Source organism: Streptomyces sp. NPDC058008 (assembly GCF_042886395.1).
Lineage (GTDB): Bacteria > Actinomycetota > Actinomycetes > Streptomycetales > Streptomycetaceae > Streptomyces.
Map to the genome: position 1 here is coordinate 112,682 of NZ_JBHVQX010000014.1, position 15,890 is coordinate 128,571.

Here is a 15,890-nt window from a genome sequence, read left to right on the forward strand (position 1 = left end):
CGGCCCGGCGGGCGGGCCCGGGCCCGTCCGCCCGGTCCGTACGCGTCCGGGGCGAGTGCTCACGCGTCGGGGACGGTGTGCTGGATCCGCTGGAGGAAGGCGGCGTTGTCGGGGGTCCTGCGGAGCTTGTCCAGCAACGTCTCCAGCATGGCCTGGGAGTCCCTCGACCGCAGAGCCCGCCTGAGTGCCCTGACGGCCGCCAACTCGACAGCGGGCAGCTGGAGTTCCTCGCGGCGGGTACCGGACGAGGTGATGTCGACCGCGGGGAAGACCCGGCGGTCCGCCAGCGCCCGGTCGAGGCGGAGCTCCATGTTCCCGGTGCTCTTGAGCTCCTCGAAGAAGTAGTCGTCGGCACGGGAGCCGGTCTCCACCAGCACGGTCGCCAGGATGGTGAGCGAACCGCCCTCCTCGGCGAGGCGGGCCGCGCCGAAGAGCTTCTTGGGGCCGATGAGGGCGGCCGAGTCCACGCCGCCGCTCAGGGTGCGGCCGCCGGACCCGGCGCTGTTGTTGTGCGCGCGGCAGAGCCGGGTGAGGGAGTCGAGGAGGATCACGACGTCCCGCCCCTGCTCGACCAGCCGCTTCGCGCGCTCGACGGCGAGGTCCGCGAGAGCGATGTGCTCCTTGGCGGGCCGGTCGAACGTCGAGGAGTACACCTCGCCCCGCACGGAACGGCGCATGTCCGTGACCTCTTCGGGGCGTTCGTCCAGGAGCACCACCATCAGGTGGCACTCGGGGTGGTTGACCGCGACCGACGCGGCGATCTGCTGGAGCAGCACGGTCTTGCCGGTCTTCGGCGGCGCGACGATCAGGCCGCGCTGCCCCTTGCCGACGGGTGAGACGAGGTCGATGATCCGCGGGGCGGGGCCGCCGCCGGGCCGCTCCAGGCGCAGCCGCTCCCCGGGATGCAGCGGAGTGAGGTCGCGGAAGTGCGGACGGCCCCGGAGTTCACGCGGGGTGCGGCCGTTGACGGACGCGACGGCGGACAGCGCGCGAGGACGCTCGCAGGTCCCCTCGACGACGTCGCCCTTGCGCAGGCCGTGCTGCCGGATCAGTGCGGGCGACACCTGGATGTCGCGGGAGGAGGGATGGCCGCCGTCGGTGCGCAGGACGCCGTGCCCGTTGTTCGTGGTGTCGAGGACACCTACGGTGCGGACGGGCTGATCCTGCCGGGTGACGGGGCGTTCGAGTGTGGTGGTCATGGTGTGTCCTTTCGCGGACATGGCGAATGAGAGGTCCGGCGAAGGCAAGGCGGCGGAAACACGCCTCGTACGACGGGCGAAGAAGCCCGGACCGGACGGAAGAAGTGGTGCGAGAAGCCGGGTGGCCTGCCTCGGAGGGCGGGCCCTACAGCGGGGGAGAAGCACCGGCGCCCTGATCGGGCGTTTCACGAGTGCTGTCGGCACCGTACCATGCCGTGGTGGTCAGGGGAAGAGGTCGCCGGCCGGACCCTTGTGGGGGCCGCGCTGCGGGTGCCCGCGACGCCCGCCGCTCGGCGGCGTGCCGTGCGACCGTGCGGCCACGTGCGGGGCTTTCGGAAGTCGCCGCACCGGTCCCCGCCACCGTCCCGGCGGCGTCCGGTGCCGGGCCTCTCCTTCACAGCGGAGGTCTGTGGTGCGTCCGTGGCGCGCCCACCGGCGCCGGGTCCGGGTCGCCGTCCTCCCACCGTCCGCCGGGCCGGGCTTTCCCCTGCCCCGCCCCGAGCGCGCCCTCACGGCGTCCGCCCGTGCCGGCCCGGGACATCGGGCCCGGACGGCCTGCTCGTACGGGCGGGGGTACACAGGTCCGTCCCGTCCTGGTCGGGACAGGCACCTGTCCCGACCGCCCCGCCACCCTCCCGCTCAACGGCGTCACGGTCCGCCCGGCGCCCCTGGTCCGAAGGCGCCCGTCCCGCCGTCCGTCCACGCGGCCACGGACGGGCGGGCCCGAGCGCCCCGGACGATGCCCGACCGGCCCCGTACACCTCGGCCCCTCCGGCTCCCGAAGGCGGCGCACCGGCCGGTCGTCCGGCGCGCGTTCAGCCGTCCCCGCGGAACGCCCGCAGGATCTGCTCGGCGGCCAGCGTGGCGGTCAACTCGCCTCCGCGCACCCGCTGTTCGACCTCCGGAGTGAGCGAACGCACCGCCGGGTGGCTGCGCAGGCCGTCCAGCAGCTCGTCGCGGACCATCGCCCACGTCCAGTCCACCTGCTGCTCGCGGCGCTTGGCCGCCAGCCGGCCCGTGGACTCCAGGAGCGTCCGGTGCTGTTCCAGCCGCTCCCACAGCGCGTCCAGGCCGGTCGACTCCCTGGCGCTGCACGTCATCACCGGGGGAGTCCACGCCGCGTCCACCGGGTGCATCAGCCGCAAAGCGCCCGCCAGTTCGCGCGCCGCCGCGCGGGCGTCGCGTTCGTGCGGGCCGTCGGCCTTGTTGACCGCGATGGCGTCGGCCAGCTCCAGGACCCCCTTCTTGATGCCCTGGAGCTGGTCACCGGTCCGGGCCAGGGTGAGCAGCAGGAAGGTGTCGACCATGTTGGCGACCGCCGTCTCGGACTGCCCCACCCCGACCGTCTCCACGAGCACCACGTCGTAGCCGGCCGCCTCCATGACCACGATGGACTCGCGGGTCGCCTTGGCCACCCCGCCGAGGGTCCCGGCGGTGGGGGAGGGGCGTACGAACGCCCGGGCGTCCACCGCCAGGCGTTCCATCCGGGTCTTGTCGCCCAGGATCGACCCGCCCGTACGGCTGGACGACGGGTCCACGGCCAGCACCGCGACCCGGTGGCCGAGGCCCGTCAACAGGGTGCCGAGCGCGTCGATGAACGTCGACTTCCCCACGCCCGGTACCCCGCTGACGCCGATGCGCCGGGCCCGCCCCGAGTGGGGCAGCAGCTCGCTCAGCAGCCGCTGCGCCAGCACCCGGTGATCGGGGCGGGCGGACTCGACGAGAGTGACGGCACGGGCCACGAAGGCCCGCTTCCCGTCGAGGACACCCTTGACGTACGCGTCGATGTCGATGTGCGGTGGCATCCGTCAGCGGCTCACAGCTCGTGGCCGAGCACGGCACCGAGCCGCGTGACCAGGTCGTGGGCGGCGTCCGGGATCACGGTGCCGGGCGGGAAGACCGCGGCGGCACCCGCCTCGTGCAGCGCGTCGACGTCCTGCGGCGGGATCACCCCGCCCACCACGATCATGATGTCCTCCCGGCCCTCCGCGGCCAGTTCCGCGCGCAGGGCGGGCACGAGCGTCAGATGCCCGGCGGCGAGCGAGGAGACACCCACGATGTGCACGTCCGCCTCGACCGCCTGCCGCGCGACCTCGCCCGGCGTCTGGAACAGCGGGCCGACATCGACGTCGAAGCCCAGGTCGGCGAAGGCCGTCGCGATCACCTTCTGGCCCCGGTCGTGTCCGTCCTGGCCCATCTTGGCGACCAGGATGCGCGGACGCCGTCCCTCCGCCGTCTCGAAGTCGTCGACCAGTGCGCGGGTGCGGTCCACGGACGCGGACTCTCCTGCCTCTTTGCGGTACACCCCGGAGATGGTACGGATCTGTCCCGCGTGCCTGCCGTACACCTTCTCCAGCGCGTCCGAGATCTCCCCGACCGTGGCCATCGCCCGCGCGGCGTCGACCGCCAGCGCCAGCAGATTGCCCTCCAGGCCGGGCCCGGGGTCCCTTCCCGCCGCGGCGGTCAGGGCCGCCAGCGCGGCCTGGCAGGCCGCCTCGTCGCGTTCCTCGCGCAGTCGGCGCAGCTTCTCGATCTGCTGGGCGCGCACCGACGAGTTGTCGACCTTGAGCACATCGATCTTCTCGTCGGTCTCCACCCGGTACTTGTTCACGCCGATGACCGGCTGGCGTCCGGCGTCGATCCGGGCCTGCGTACGGGCCGCGGCCTCCTCGATGCGGAGCTTCGGGATGCCCGCGTCGATGGCCGCGGCCATCCCGCCGGCCGCCTCGACCTCCTCGATGTGCTGCCAGGCCCGCGCCGCCAGGTCGTGGGTCAGCCGCTCCACGTACGCGCTGCCGCCCCACGGGTCGATGACCCGGCAGGTGCCGGACTCCTGCTGGAGCAGCAGCTGGGTGTTGCGGGCGATCCGCGCCGAGAAGTCCGTCGGGAGCGCGAGCGCCTCGTCGAGCGCGTTGGTGTGCAGCGACTGGGTGTGCCCCTGCGTCGCCGCCATCGCCTCCACACAGGTGCGCGTCACGTTGTTGAACACGTCCTGCGCGGTCAGGGACCAGCCGGACGTCTGCGAATGGGTGCGCAGCGAGAGGGACTTGGGGTTCTCCGGGCCGAACTCCCGCACCAGCTTCGCCCACAGCAGGCGGGCCGCCCGCAGCTTCGCGATCTCCATGAAGAAGTTCATGCCGATCGCCCAGAAGAACGAGAGACGCGGTGCGAACGCGTCCACGTCCAGTCCCGCGGCCTGCCCGGCCCGCAGGTACTCCACCCCGTCGGCCAGCGTGTACGCCAGCTCCAGGTCCGCCGTCGCGCCCGCCTCCTGGATGTGGTAGCCGGAGATCGAGATCGAGTTGTAGCGGGGCATCCTCTGCGACGTGAACGCGAAGATGTCGGAGATGATCCGCATCGAGGGAGCCGGCGGATAGATGTAGGTGTTGCGGACCATGAACTCCTTGAGGATGTCGTTCTGGATGGTCCCGGCCAGCTTCTCGGGCGCGACGCCCTGTTCCTCCGCGGCGACGATGTACAGGGCGAGTACGGGCAGCACCGCGCCGTTCATCGTCATGGACACCGACATCCGGTCCAGCGGGATGCCGTCGAAGAGCTGGCGCATGTCGTAGATCGAGTCGATCGCCACGCCCGCCATGCCCACGTCGCCCGTCACCCGGGGGTGGTCGCTGTCGTACCCGCGGTGCGTGGGCAGGTCGAAGGCGATGGACAGGCCCTTCTGACCGGCCGCCAGGTTGCGCCGGTAGAACGCGTTGGACTCCTCCGCCGTGGAGAACCCGGCGTACTGGCGGATCGTCCAGGGCTGGTTGACGTACATCGTCGGGTACGGACCGCGCAGGTACGGCGCGATGCCGGGGTAGGTCCCGAGGGAGTCGAGCCCCTCCAGATCCCGTCCTGTGTACAGCGGTTTGACCTCGATGCCCTCCGGGGTCTCCCAGAGCAGCTCGTCCTCGGACCGGCCCGACGCCTCCTTCACGGCGCTGCGCCACCGCTCCTCGGGGACCGGTGAGGACGGTTCGCCGGTGGCCGCGATGCCGGAGAAGTCCGGTACGGGGCTCGCGGGGGACGTGGTGGTCCCGGGGTTCTGCATCACGCCACTCCCATGCGGTCGAGTTCGGAGGAGAGGACGGCGACCACGTCGCAGCCCGCGAAGACGTGCACGTCGGCGCCGGCGTACCCGCCCGGCCGCCCGGCCAGGAAGATCCGCTCGGCTCCGGCGGCCCTCAGCGCGGTGGCGACGTCGTCGGCCTGTCCGGCGTAGAGGTCGTCAGACGAGCACAGGCACGCGATGCGCGCTCCGCTCGCGGCGAAGGCCGCGGCGGCGGTCGACGCGTCCACGGAAACCGGGTCGTGGACGGGCTGGATGCCGCCCGACAGGAAGAGGTTCGCCGCGAAGGAGGCCCGAGCCGTGTGCACCGAGGCGGGCCCCAGAGCGGCGACGAACACCTTCGGACGACCGCCGGTGGCCGCGAGGTACGCGTCCGACCTGGCCCGCAGCGCCTCGAACGCCTCGTCGCGCCGGACCTTGGGCAGCCCGCCGTCCGACGGTGCGGCGGGCGCCGGTTCGCGCTCCACCGGCCGCTCGTCGAGAGCGGGGAACTCACTGACACCCGTGACCGGCTCCCTGCGCCGCGCCAGGTCCCGGCTCCGCTGGGCCCAGGTGGCCGCGAGCCGCTCCTGGACCATGCCGGACCGCAGGGCGGCGGCCTGGCCGCCGGCGCGTTCGACCTCCTGGAAGAACGCCCAGGACGCCGCCGCCAGTTCGTCGGTCAGCCGCTCGACGTACCAGGACCCTCCCGCCGGGTCCGTCACCCGGGCCAGGTGCGACTCCTCCACCAGGATCGTCGAGGTGTTGCGGGCGATCCGCCGGGCGAACGGGTCGGGCAGACCCAGTGCGTGATCGAACGGGAGGACGGTGAGCGACTCGGCTCCGCCGACACCCGCGCCCAGACAGGCCAGCGTCGTCCGCAGCATGTTCACCCAGGGGTCACGACGCGTCATCATCACCGACGAGGTCACGGCGTGCTGCCGCTGCGCCCCGGCGTCCGGTGCTCCGCAGACCTCGGCGACACGGGCCCACAGCCGCCGGGCCGCGCGCAGCTTCGCGATCGTCAGGAACTGGTCGGCCGTCGCCGCGTAGCGGAACTCCAGCTGGCCGCAGGCCTCCTCGACGGAGAGCCCGGCGGCCGTCAGGGCCCGCAGGTAGGCGACACCGGTCGCCAGGGACAGCCCCAGCTCCTGCGCGGCCGATCCGCCGGCCTCGTGGTAGGGCAGCGCGTCCACGGCCAGGGAGCGGAGCCCCGGGTAGCTTCCGGAGCACAGCCGCGCCCAGTGGACGGCGCCGGTCAGGTCCGGCTCCCCGCCCGTACGGGCCGCCTGTCCGAGCGGGTCCACCCCGAGGCTGCCGCGTGCGGCCTCCTTCGGGACCCCCCTGGTCTCGTGGAGTCCGAGCAGTTCGCGGACGGCGGGGCCGGGATCGGTCCCCGCGTCCAGCGCGAGGGGCGCCAGGTCGAGGTGGACACCCTCCAGGGCGCGGGCGAGGCCGGAGACCGGTACGCCACCGGGTCCGCCCACGGCGAGCCAGAGCGACGTGACGCCGTTCTCCAGATCGCCGAGCACAGCCTCGTTCAGGGCCACGGGGTCGGCCAGTTCGTGACGCTGGCGCACGTCCCAGCCGTCCGTGGTGCTGCCCGTGGCCCTGCTGCCCCGGGTGAAGGGCGCGAACCCGGGCAGCCCGGGGTCCGGTGAGACATCGGCGGACGTGTACAGAGGGCGGGCGGTGAGCCCGTCCCCGAGCGCGGTGGACAGCGCTTCCTCGGCCGCCGCGCCCGTGACGTCCTTGCCCGACCTGCGCAGTACGCCTTCCACAAGGCTCTGCCACTGGTCGTGGGAAGGGTCGGGGAACTCGGTGGCCGGAGAAAGCCCGTCAGCAGGCAGGACCGTCATGTTCAGATGCTAGGTCAGCACTCTTGAGAGCAGCAGGGCCACCGGCTGTGACCTTGCACTCTCCGGAATGCTCGGGAACCTCCCGGTTGGGCGGCCTTGTCCACGGCGTGTGCGGAGGTGAAGCCCGGCGCGCGGCAGAAGGGTTGGCGCCGGGCTCCGCCGCCCGCTCAGGCCCCGACGTAGGCCGCGAGATGTTCGCCGGTGAGGGTCGGACGTCCGGCGACGAGGTCCGCGGGGGTGCCCTCGAAGACGACACGGCCCCCGTCGTGGCCCGCGCCGGGTCCCAGGTCGATGATCCAGTCGGCGTGCGCCATGACCGCCTGGTGGTGCTCGACGACGATGACCGACTTGCCGGAGTCGACGAGCCGGTCGAGCAGGTCCAGCAACTGGCGCACGTCGGCGAGGTGGAGACCGGCGGTCGGTTCGTCGAGCACGTAGACGCCGCCCTTCTCCGCCATGTGCGTCGCCAGCTTCAGCCGCTGCCGCTCGCCGCCGGACAGGGTGGTGAGCGGCTGGCCGAGAGTCAGATAGCCGAGCCCCACGTCGGCGAGCCGGGCCAGCACGCGCTGCGCGGCCGGCGTACGCGCCTCGCCGGTGCCGAAGAACTCCGCGGCCTCGTCCACCGACATCCCGAGCACCTCACTGATGTCACGGCCGCCGAAACGGTACTCCAGCACCGCCGGCTGGAACCGCTTGCCCTCGCACTCCTCGCACGTCGTGGCCACGCCGGCCATCATCGCCAGATCGGTGTAGACGACACCGGCGCCGTTGCAGGTGGGGCAGGCCCCCTCGGAGTTGGCGCTGAACAGCGCGGGTTTCACCCCGTTGGCCTTCGCGAACGCCTTGCGGATCGGGTCGAGCAGCCCGGTGTACGTCGCCGGGTTGCTGCGCCGTGAGCCGCGGATCGCGCCCTGGTCGACCGAGACGACGTTCTCGCCGGCCGGGATCGACCCGTGCACGAGGGAGCTCTTGCCCGAGCCCGCGACGCCCGTGACGACGGTCAGCACCCCGAGCGGCACGTCGACATCCACGTCGCGCAGGTTGTGCGTCCTCGCGCCCCGGATCTCCAGAACCCCGGTGGGCTCGCGGACCTCCGCCTTGAGGGCGGCGCGGTCGTCGAAATGACGGCCGGTGACGGTGCCGCCCGCCCGCAGCCCCTCGACGGTGCCCTCGAAGCAGACGGTGCCGCCCGCCGTACCCGCGCCGGGGCCGAGGTCGACGACGTGGTCGGCGATCACGATCGTCTCCGGCTTGTGCTCCACGACGAGCACCGTGTTGCCCTTGTCCCTCAGCCGCAGCAGCAGGCCGTTCATCCGCTGGATGTCGTGCGGGTGCAGACCGATGGTCGGCTCGTCGAAGACGTAGGTGACGTCGGTCAGCGAGGAACCGAGGTGGCGGATCATCTTGACGCGCTGCGCCTCGCCGCCGGAGAGCGTGCCCGCCGGACGGTCGAGCGAGAGGTAGCCGAGGCCGATCTCGACGAAGGAGTCGAGGGAGTGGCGCAGCGCCGTGAGCAGCGGTGCCACCGACGGCTCGTCGAGCCCCCGGATCCACGCCGCCAGATCGCTGATCTGCATCGCGCAGGCGTCGGCGATGCTGATCCGCCCGATCCTCGACGACCGGGCGCCCTCGCTGAGCCGGGTGCCGTCGCACTCGGGGCAGGTGGTGAAGGTGACCGCCCGCTCCACGAACGCCCTGATGTGCGGCTGCATCGCCTCCTTGTCCTTGGACAGGAACGACTTCTGGATCTTGGGGATCAGCCCCTCGTAGGTGAGGTTCACGCCCTCGACCTTGACCTTGGTCGGTTCCCGGTGGAGGAAGTCCTGCATCTCCCGCTTCGTGAACCGGTTGATCGGCTTGTCCGGGTCGAGGAACCCGGACTCGGCGTAGACCCGCACGGTCCAGAAGCTGTCCGACTTCCAGCCGGGGATGGTGAACGCGCCCTCGGCGAGGGACTTGGAGTCGTCGTAGAGCTGGGTGAGGTCGATGTCGGAGACCGTGCCCCGGCCCTCGCAGCGCGGGCACATGCCGCCCGTGCGGCTGAAGGTCGCCTTCACCGCCTTCTTGTTGCCGCGCTCCACGGTGATCGCCCCGCTCGCCCGGACCGAGGGCACGTTGAACGCGTACGCGCCGGGCGGGCCGATGTGCGGTTCGCCGAGGCGGGAGAAGAGGATGCGCAGCATCGCGTTGGCGTCGGTGACGGTGCCGACGGTGGACCGCGGGTCGGCGCCCAGCCGCTGCTGGTCGACGATGATCGCCGTCGTCAGTCCTTCGAGCACGTCGACCTCGGGGCGGGCCGGGGTCGGCATGAAGCCCTGGACGAAGGCGCTGTAGGTCTCGTTGATCATCCGCTGCGACTCGGCGGCGATGGTGCTGAACACCAGTGAGCTCTTGCCCGAGCCCGAGACACCCGTGAACACGGTCAGTCGCCGCTTCGGGATCTCGACGCTGACGTCCTTGAGATTGTTGACGCGCGCGCCGTGCACGCGGATCAGGTCGTGACTGTCGGAAGCGGGCGGCTCGGGCGCCCGCGTGTCCGTTCTCGTGGCCATGCCGGTCATGTCTCCATCTGTTGCGCGGCGCCGCCCAAGCGGTCGCCGTCGGCGTCGCCCGGGGGCGGCGCGGCGGGGTCGTCGTCTTTCGGGGCGGAGTCAGCGGAGCGGCCGGCTGAAGCGCAGCATGTTGCCCGACGGGTCGCGGAAGGCGCAGTCGCGGACGCCGTAGGGCTGGTCGACCGGTTCCTGGAGCACCTCGCCGCCCGCCGCCCGGATGTGCTCGAAGGTGGCGTCGCAGTCGTCGGTGCCGAAGACGACACCGCGCAGCAGGCCCTTGGCCAGCAGCTCCGCCATGATCGCCCGGTCGGCGGGGGAGGCCTTCGGGTCCGCGAGCGGCGGTTCGAGGACGATCTCCACACCGGGCTGCGAGGGCGATCCGACGGTCACCCAGCGCATGCCCTCGAACCCGACGTCGTTCAGCACCTCCAGGCCCAGCACGTCCCGGTAGAAGGCGAGCGCCCTGTCGTGGTCGTCGACGGCGATGAAACACTGCGAAAGCCTGATCTCCATACGGACGACGCTACGGGCGGCGGGGGGCTTTCGCTTCTCCATTCCTGACCGGTCGTGTGCGGATCCGCGCGACGCGGTGCGGGGTGGCGGTGCCCGCGTCATGGCGGCGGGTCCGGCGGGCGCTCGGGCTCACCCCCGGGCCCGGCGGACGGAGAGCCGAAAGGCCCGGCGGACGGAGAGCCGAAGGGCCCCGGCGACGGGCGGCCGGCCACGGGGCGGGCCTCCCGTCACCGGGAGGTCACCCCGCCGCGGCAGGGACTGCGCCCGCTCGCCCGCCGCGGCATCGGGCAGCCGTACGGAGTCCCACCGAACGCGCAGGGGAGAGCCCCGCGGAAAACGGTACGGGGACAGGAGGGCCGCCCGCGCGGGGGCCCGGACGCCCGGCGGCTCCGCGTGGTCACGGCCCATCCGGTCGCGGGCCCGGCGCAGCCGGACGAGATCGTCCGGCGTCCCGTGCCGCCGAGCGCCGACGGGAGGGGGCGGCCGTGGGGCGCACGGCCGGTATGACCCGACATGTCAGTCATTTTCCCAGTGCGTCACCGATCGCCCGAAGTTAAGCTGCTGTCGATCCAGAACCGCAGGGGAAGGACGCATCGTGGCCGTGGGACCCGTGGAGTACCTCGTCGTCACCTTTCCCGGCGGACGCTTCGCCGACGTGATCGCGCCGGTACTGGCCGACGCCGTCGCGTCCGAGGCGGTACGCATCCTTGACCTGGCCTTCGCCCGCAAGGCCCCGGGCGGCGTCGTCGAGCGGATCGAGCTGCGCGAGATGGACCCCCAGGGGCTCGTCCCGTTCGAGCCGCCGGGCGACCGCCCTGCCGGGCTGCCGCAGATCACCGACCTCGATGTCCTCGGGAGCCTGCCCGAGGACAGCTCCGCGGCCCTGATCGTCTGGGAGGACCTCTGGTCGGTGCCTCTCACCCGGGCGGTCGAGGCGGCCGGAGGCCGGCTCCTGGCGCACGAGCGCGTGCCGGCGGACGGCGGGGACGACGTCATCACCCTGCTCGAAAGGCTCGCCGAGCTGCGGCAGCGGGGCGATCTCACCGACGAGGAGTTCTCGGCGCAGAAGACCAGGATCCTCGCCGACTGACCCCCGCCGGCCCGCGCTCCGGTACCTCACGTTCCCTTTGTCGATATTCGCACGCCGTGCGACGTTGATTCCGACCTGCAGTCTGTCGGGAAAGAGGCAGTTCATCGTGCAGACCGCCCGGGCCGTCCCCGCATCGACCGTCGTCAACCTGCGCGATCTGGGCGGTATCGCCCTGGGGCGCCACCGCCGCCTGCGCCAGGGAATCCTCCTGCGCTCGGGCCAGCTGAGCGATTTCGACGCGGAACACGACATGGCGGTGGCCGCGCTCGGCATCCGCACCGTCGTCGATCTGCGCACCGCTGACGAACGCCGGTGGGCTCCGGACCGGCTTCCGGCCGGCGCGAGGCTCTTCGTGGCCGACGTCCTCGGCGACAACCCGGGTGTCGCGCCGGCGCGGCTCAAGGCGCTGCTCGGTGACCCGGACGGAGCAGCGGGCCTGCTCGGCGGCGGAAGGGCGGAGGAACTGTTCGCCCAGACCTACCGGAAGATGGTCCTCTCGCCGGGTGCGGCGGCCGCCTACCGGGCGTTCCTCGACACCGTCGCGGATCCACGGGCGAGACCGCTGCTCTTCCACTGCGCGACCGGCAAGGACAGGACCGGCTGGGCCACCGCGCTGCTGCTGATGATGGCGGGCGCCTCGCGTGAGGTCGTACGCGCCGAGTTCCTCGCCGTGAACCTGGCGGTACGCGCCGCCTTCGGCCCCGCGGTACGCCGCTTCCTCGACGCGGGCGGCGACCCGGACATCGCTTCCGCGGTCGTCGAGGCCAGGCCCCGGTACCTCGAGGCGGCGCTGGACGCGATGGACGAGCGCTGGGGCGGGCTCGACGGCTATCTGAGCAAGGCGCTGCGCCTTCCCGCCGCGGTGGCCGAACGGCTGCGCGCCGACCTGGCCGTCCCCGCCTGACACGGGCCCCCGACGCGGGCCGGCCCGGGACCGCGTCGGATGACGGGGTCCCGGGCCGGCGGGCGTCGGCGCCGCTCAGATCCTCAGCAGCTGTTCGCTGAGGTCGCGGTAGCGCTGGAGCGCCACACGGAGCTCCTCCGTCTGGGCCTCGGTGTCCTGCTCCTGCCAGCTCGCGCGCAGGTCGCGCCTGCGGTCCGCGAGGGCCTGGGTCAGGCCCGAGACGATCTCGTCGAAGGTGCTGTCCGCCTCCTCGACGGCCCGGCGGGGGCTCTCGACGAAGTCGGTGACCGCCTGCTGCATGCGCTGCGACAGCTTGTCGTGGTCGTCCCCCGCGATCAGGGACCGGTCGGAGCCGGCGGTCTCGTGGTGACCGCCGGTCCGCTCGGCCCTCGGTGCGTCGGGAGCCGTCCGCGGGGCCGGCGGAACGCCGACGTCGTCGAGGTCCCCGCCCCTTCGCCCGATGCGTCCGCCGTCCCGGGGCGCCGTGGCGGGCGCCGCTTCCCGTGCCCCGTCCGGGACGCCTGCCGGTGCCGTCCCGGGCGGGGTCACCGGGGTGCCGGCGTGCCCGGGCTCCGTGACGGGGATCTGCTCTGTCCTGTGCTCGGTACGGTCGGTCATGCTGCTGCACTGCCTTTCGCCTCGTGCCGGTCCGTCCGGGCCGGCTCGTCCGGTGCGTCCGCGAGAAGTACGTCGAAGAGCGCCCGTGACTCGATCAGGGCCTTCCGCATCTCCTCCGTGCCGCCCTGGCCGCGTACGGCCGTGTGCACCCTGCGGTAGCCGTCGACCTGCTCGGCGTGATGGACCGAGAGGGCCGCCGTCTGCTCCTCGAAGCTGTCGCCGTCCGGGAAGCCCCGGTCACGCGCCAGCTGCGCCAGGAGGGCGTCGGCCTCGACGACCGCGTCCCTGGGGGAGTCGATGAACTGTTCCTGCACCTCGGCCCAGCGGCGGGCGTACGCCTCGCGGGCCTCCGGCCGCAGGGGCCGCTCGGAGAGGGAGCCGTGCAGCTTCACACGCTCGGAGAGCTCGTGCTCGGCCGCCTTGGTGTCCCCGTCGTGACGGGCGACCGTGCGGTCGTACTCGGGTCCGAAGCGGCGCCGCAGCCCGCGTCCGCCGGTGCCCCGGCCCCGGACGAGGAGGAAGGCGAGCGCTGCGACCAGGACGACGGCAACGATGATCACCACGGTCGTCATGGCCGACGCTCCCGTCGGCTCGCGGTCGGTGCGTCGTGCTGTTTCACTCTCGTCAACCCCTTCCGGTTCGGGCCCGGTTCGGTGTATGGGCCGGGCTGTGTGCAACAGGCGTGTTACCCCCTGGGAGCCGTTCATGCCGGAAAGGCTCCCGGTATCGTGGAGGGCACCGACCCGAGAGGTGCCCGGCCGGACGCGGTGGCGCGGGGCACGCGGTGCGAGAGGGGAACGCGGTGACCGAGCGCAAACCAGCGGGGATCAGCTTCGAGACGTGGGTGGACCGGCAGATCCGCGAGGCCGAGGAGCGGGGCGCCTTCGCCGACCTGCCGGGCGCGGGAAAGCCGATTCCCGGACTCGACCGGCCCTACGACGCGATGTGGTGGGTCAAGGCCAAGATGGAGCGCGAGGGCCTGTCGGCGCTGCCGCCCTCGCTGGCGCTGCGGAAGGCGGCCGAGGACGCCAGGGACGAGGCTTCCCGCGCGGGCTCGGAGCGGGAGGTGCGGCGCGTCCTGACCGAGATGAACGACAGGATCCGCGAGGCCCTGGCCAGGCCGCCCGAGGGGCCCCCGCTCAACCTCGGACCGTTCGACGTCGACGCCGCGGTGGCCGAGTGGAAGGCCGCGCGGCCGGCGCGCTGAAGGAGCCCCGAGGACGGTGCCCGGCCTCCCGCGCCCGGAGCACGCCCCGCCGTGCGCGATACTCGGCTCATGGGAGCGAGCGTCACGGACCGTCGCGACGGGATCCGGATCAGGCGGGCCGTCGCACGCGACGCCAGGCGGCTGACCCGCCTGGTCACCCGGTCGCGCGCCTACGAGGGCCCGTACGCGCCCATGGTCGCCGGGTACAAGGTCGGTCCGGACTACATCGAGGCGCACGCCGTCCACGTGGCCGTGGACGGCGACGGCCGGGTGCTCGGCTTCTACGCGTTGATCACCTCCCCGCCGGAGCTCGACCTGATGTTCGTCGCGGACGACGCCCAGGGACGGGGCATCGGCCGCCTCCTCGTCGCCCACCTGCGCGACGAGGCACGCCGCGCCGGCCTCGGGGCCGTACGCGTGGTCGCGCACCCGCCCGCCGAGGGGTTCTACCGCCGTGTGGGCGCCGAACGCACCGGCACCGTCGCCGCCCGTCCGCCCGCCGTCATGTGGGACCGGCCCGAACTGCTGCTCACGGTCGACGGCGGCCCGTGAGCGCGGCCGGCCCGGCCGGATCCCTGATCACGGCCGGGCCGCCTCACCCGTGTCCGGGTGCCGCTACGACCAGCCGCCGTACGGACGGGTGATGATTTCCAGACCGTGACCGCTGGGATCGGGGAAGTACACCCCGCGCCCGCCGTCGTTGTGGTTGATCTCGCCGGGGTGCTTCCGGTGAGGATCGGCGTAGTACGCGATCCCCCGCTCCTTGATCCGGCCGAAAGCCGTGTCGAACTCCGCCTCCGGGACGAGGAACGCGTAGTGCTGCACGGTGATCGACCCGGCGGGAACGGTCGCGAAGTCCAGCGTCACGCCGTTCGCGAGGACGACCGGGATGAACGGGCCCCACTCGGTTCCGACGGTGAGACCCAGGATGTGCGCCAGGAACTCCGCGGACTCGCGGTTGTCCCGGCTGTGAACGATGGTGTGATTCAGCTCGACCGACACGGTGGAATGCCTCCAACAGGCATCTCACGGGCTACCTCCACGCCTCACCCGGACGGTGACCGACGCGCGATGCCGTACGTCGAGCCTAGGCGAGTCGTCGCGGTGCGTCGAGGTGCTGCCCTCGGCCGGCGCCCACCGGAGCACGGACCAGCCGCCCTCCCGGTCGGCCGGAGTGACGCGTTCCGCCGCCGCTGCCACCATGGTGAGCACCGGCGGGCCGCTGTCCCGCGACCGCCCGGACCGAAGGGGCCCCGGATTCGCGAGGGCCCCGCGGGGAACCAGTACCACCTCTGCGAGGTGGGGAGGCATCGATGGGACGGATACCGGCGGGCGGCGGCGGGACCGGGAGGGACGAGCCCGGCACGAACCCGTTCAGCGGACGGCGGGAGACCGAGGAGGAGCGGGCGGACCGGCAGTGGGGCGACCTGCTCCAGGAACTCCGGGTCGCCCAGACCGGTGTCCAGATCCTGTTCGGCTTCCTGCTCGCGGTGGTCTTCCAGCCGCGCTTCGCCGATCTGTCCACCGCCGACCGGAACATCTACGTCGTGACCGTGATGCTGGGGTCGGCGACGGCGGCCGCGCTGATCGGCCCCGTGTCGTACCACCGGCTGCTCACCGGCCGCCGGATGAAACCGCAGACGGTCCTCTGGGCCTCACGCCTGACGAAGCTGGGGCTCGGCCTGCTCTTCTGCACGATGTGCAGCGCCCTGCTGCTCATCCTGAGGGTGGCGCTCCACAATGCCGCGGCACTGTGGCTGGTGGGCGGAATGGCCCTGTGGTTCCTGGTCTGCTGGTTCGTGTTCCCGCTGTGGGCCATCGCCAGGGACGGCGGCCGGCGGCCCGCCGGTGGGGGAGGGGCCCCGGACGCCGAGGACCCGGGACCGCGTCCCTGACCTCG

General features: G+C 72.7%; 14 protein-coding genes. 5 read left to right on the forward strand and 9 right to left on the reverse strand.

Annotation, left to right across the window (positions count from 1 at the left end):
- Nucleotides 1-59: 59 nt before the first annotated feature.
- The 6 genes from rho to ACFVS9_RS16340 form a co-directional block, all read right to left on the reverse strand.
- Entirely contained in the window at nt 60-1,247 is a 1,188-nt protein-coding gene (rho, locus tag ACFVS9_RS16315) for a transcription termination factor Rho (protein WP_389932800.1), read from the reverse strand.
- Nucleotides 1,248-2,014: 767 nt separating this feature from the next.
- Nucleotides 2,015-3,004, reverse strand: coding sequence for a methylmalonyl Co-A mutase-associated GTPase MeaB (gene meaB / locus ACFVS9_RS16320; protein WP_389932803.1), 990 nt, complete (start codon nt 3,002-3,004; stop codon nt 2,015-2,017).
- A gap of 11 nt (nt 3,005-3,015) precedes the next feature.
- The gene (scpA, locus tag ACFVS9_RS16325) at nt 3,016-5,250 is read right to left on the reverse strand and encodes a methylmalonyl-CoA mutase (RefSeq protein WP_389932806.1); all 2,235 of its coding nucleotides are present in this window, start codon (nt 5,248-5,250) and stop codon (nt 3,016-3,018) included.
- Complete coding sequence (gene mutA, locus ACFVS9_RS16330) at nt 5,250-7,106, reverse strand: methylmalonyl-CoA mutase small subunit (RefSeq protein ID WP_389932809.1); 1,857 nt, start codon at nt 7,104-7,106, stop codon at nt 5,250-5,252. The genes scpA and mutA overlap by 1 nt, the downstream gene beginning before the upstream one ends.
- Nucleotides 7,107-7,273: 167 nt before the next feature.
- A complete protein-coding gene (locus ACFVS9_RS16335) occupies nt 7,274-9,658 on the reverse strand; it encodes an ATP-binding cassette domain-containing protein (RefSeq protein WP_389932811.1) in 2,385 nt (794 codons plus the stop codon).
- Between the two features lie 99 nt (nt 9,659-9,757).
- Nucleotides 9,758-10,171: a VOC family protein gene (locus ACFVS9_RS16340; protein WP_383113039.1), complete on the reverse strand. Its 414-nt coding sequence runs from the start codon at nt 10,169-10,171 to the stop codon at nt 9,758-9,760.
- A gap of 595 nt (nt 10,172-10,766) precedes the next feature.
- Here ACFVS9_RS16340 and ACFVS9_RS16345 point away from each other — a divergent pair.
- Nucleotides 10,767-11,261, forward strand: a complete 495-nt coding sequence (locus ACFVS9_RS16345; RefSeq protein ID WP_383113040.1) for a DUF6325 family protein — start codon at nt 10,767-10,769, stop codon at nt 11,259-11,261.
- A 106-nt stretch (nt 11,262-11,367) separates the two neighbouring features.
- Complete coding sequence (locus tag ACFVS9_RS16350) at nt 11,368-12,165, forward strand: tyrosine-protein phosphatase (protein ID WP_383113041.1); 798 nt, start codon at nt 11,368-11,370, stop codon at nt 12,163-12,165.
- A gap of 75 nt (nt 12,166-12,240) precedes the next feature.
- Here ACFVS9_RS16350 and ACFVS9_RS16355 read toward each other — a convergent pair whose 3' ends face one another.
- Together ACFVS9_RS16355 and ACFVS9_RS16360 are read right to left on the reverse strand one after the other, a co-directional pair.
- Nucleotides 12,241-12,783: a hypothetical protein gene (locus ACFVS9_RS16355; protein WP_389932816.1), complete on the reverse strand. Its 543-nt coding sequence runs from the start codon at nt 12,781-12,783 to the stop codon at nt 12,241-12,243.
- Nucleotides 12,780-13,355, reverse strand: a complete 576-nt coding sequence (locus ACFVS9_RS16360; protein WP_383113043.1) for a hypothetical protein — start codon at nt 13,353-13,355, stop codon at nt 12,780-12,782. The genes ACFVS9_RS16355 and ACFVS9_RS16360 overlap by 4 nt, the downstream gene beginning before the upstream one ends.
- A 230-nt stretch (nt 13,356-13,585) precedes the next feature.
- Here ACFVS9_RS16360 and ACFVS9_RS16365 point away from each other — a divergent pair, with 230 nt between their 5' ends.
- Nucleotides 13,586-13,990: a DUF1992 domain-containing protein gene (locus ACFVS9_RS16365; RefSeq protein WP_383113044.1), complete on the forward strand. Its 405-nt coding sequence runs from the start codon at nt 13,586-13,588 to the stop codon at nt 13,988-13,990.
- A 69-nt stretch (nt 13,991-14,059) separates the two neighbouring features.
- Nucleotides 14,060-14,542, forward strand: coding sequence for a GNAT family N-acetyltransferase (locus ACFVS9_RS16370; RefSeq protein WP_389932820.1), 483 nt, complete (start codon nt 14,060-14,062; stop codon nt 14,540-14,542).
- Between the two features lie 63 nt (nt 14,543-14,605).
- Here ACFVS9_RS16370 and ACFVS9_RS16375 read toward each other — a convergent pair whose 3' ends face one another.
- The gene (locus tag ACFVS9_RS16375; RefSeq protein WP_383113046.1) at nt 14,606-14,992 is read right to left on the reverse strand and encodes a VOC family protein; all 387 of its coding nucleotides are present in this window, start codon (nt 14,990-14,992) and stop codon (nt 14,606-14,608) included.
- Nucleotides 14,993-15,303: 311 nt separating this feature from the next.
- Between ACFVS9_RS16375 and ACFVS9_RS16380 the strand changes: the two genes are divergently transcribed.
- On the forward strand, nt 15,304-15,885 hold the full coding sequence (locus ACFVS9_RS16380; RefSeq protein ID WP_389932824.1) for a DUF6328 family protein: 582 nt from the start codon (nt 15,304-15,306) through the stop codon (nt 15,883-15,885).
- Nucleotides 15,886-15,890 lie beyond the last annotated feature (5 nt).

What these genes read in the sequence shown, in the direction of transcription:
- ACFVS9_RS16355 (WP_389932816.1), bottom strand. Translation starts at nt 12,783, where the DNA reads ATGACCGACCGTACCGAGCACAGGACAGAGCAGATCCCCGTCACGGAG.
- ACFVS9_RS16360 (WP_383113043.1), bottom strand. Translation starts at nt 13,355, where the DNA reads ATGACGACCGTGGTGATCATCGTTGCCGTCGTCCTGGTCGCAGCGCTC.
- ACFVS9_RS16340 (WP_383113039.1), bottom strand. Translation starts at nt 10,171, where the DNA reads ATGGAGATCAGGCTTTCGCAGTGTTTCATCGCCGTCGACGACCACGAC.
- ACFVS9_RS16335 (WP_389932811.1), bottom strand. Translation starts at nt 9,658, where the DNA reads ATGGCCACGAGAACGGACACGCGGGCGCCCGAGCCGCCCGCTTCCGAC.
- ACFVS9_RS16370 (WP_389932820.1), top strand. Translation starts at nt 14,060, where the DNA reads ATGGGAGCGAGCGTCACGGACCGTCGCGACGGGATCCGGATCAGGCGG.
- meaB (WP_389932803.1), bottom strand. Translation starts at nt 3,004, where the DNA reads ATGCCACCGCACATCGACATCGACGCGTACGTCAAGGGTGTCCTCGAC.
- mutA (WP_389932809.1), bottom strand. Translation starts at nt 7,106, where the DNA reads ATGACGGTCCTGCCTGCTGACGGGCTTTCTCCGGCCACCGAGTTCCCC.
- scpA (WP_389932806.1), bottom strand. Translation starts at nt 5,250, where the DNA reads ATGCAGAACCCCGGGACCACCACGTCCCCCGCGAGCCCCGTACCGGAC.
- ACFVS9_RS16380 (WP_389932824.1), top strand. Translation starts at nt 15,304, where the DNA reads ATGGGACGGATACCGGCGGGCGGCGGCGGGACCGGGAGGGACGAGCCC.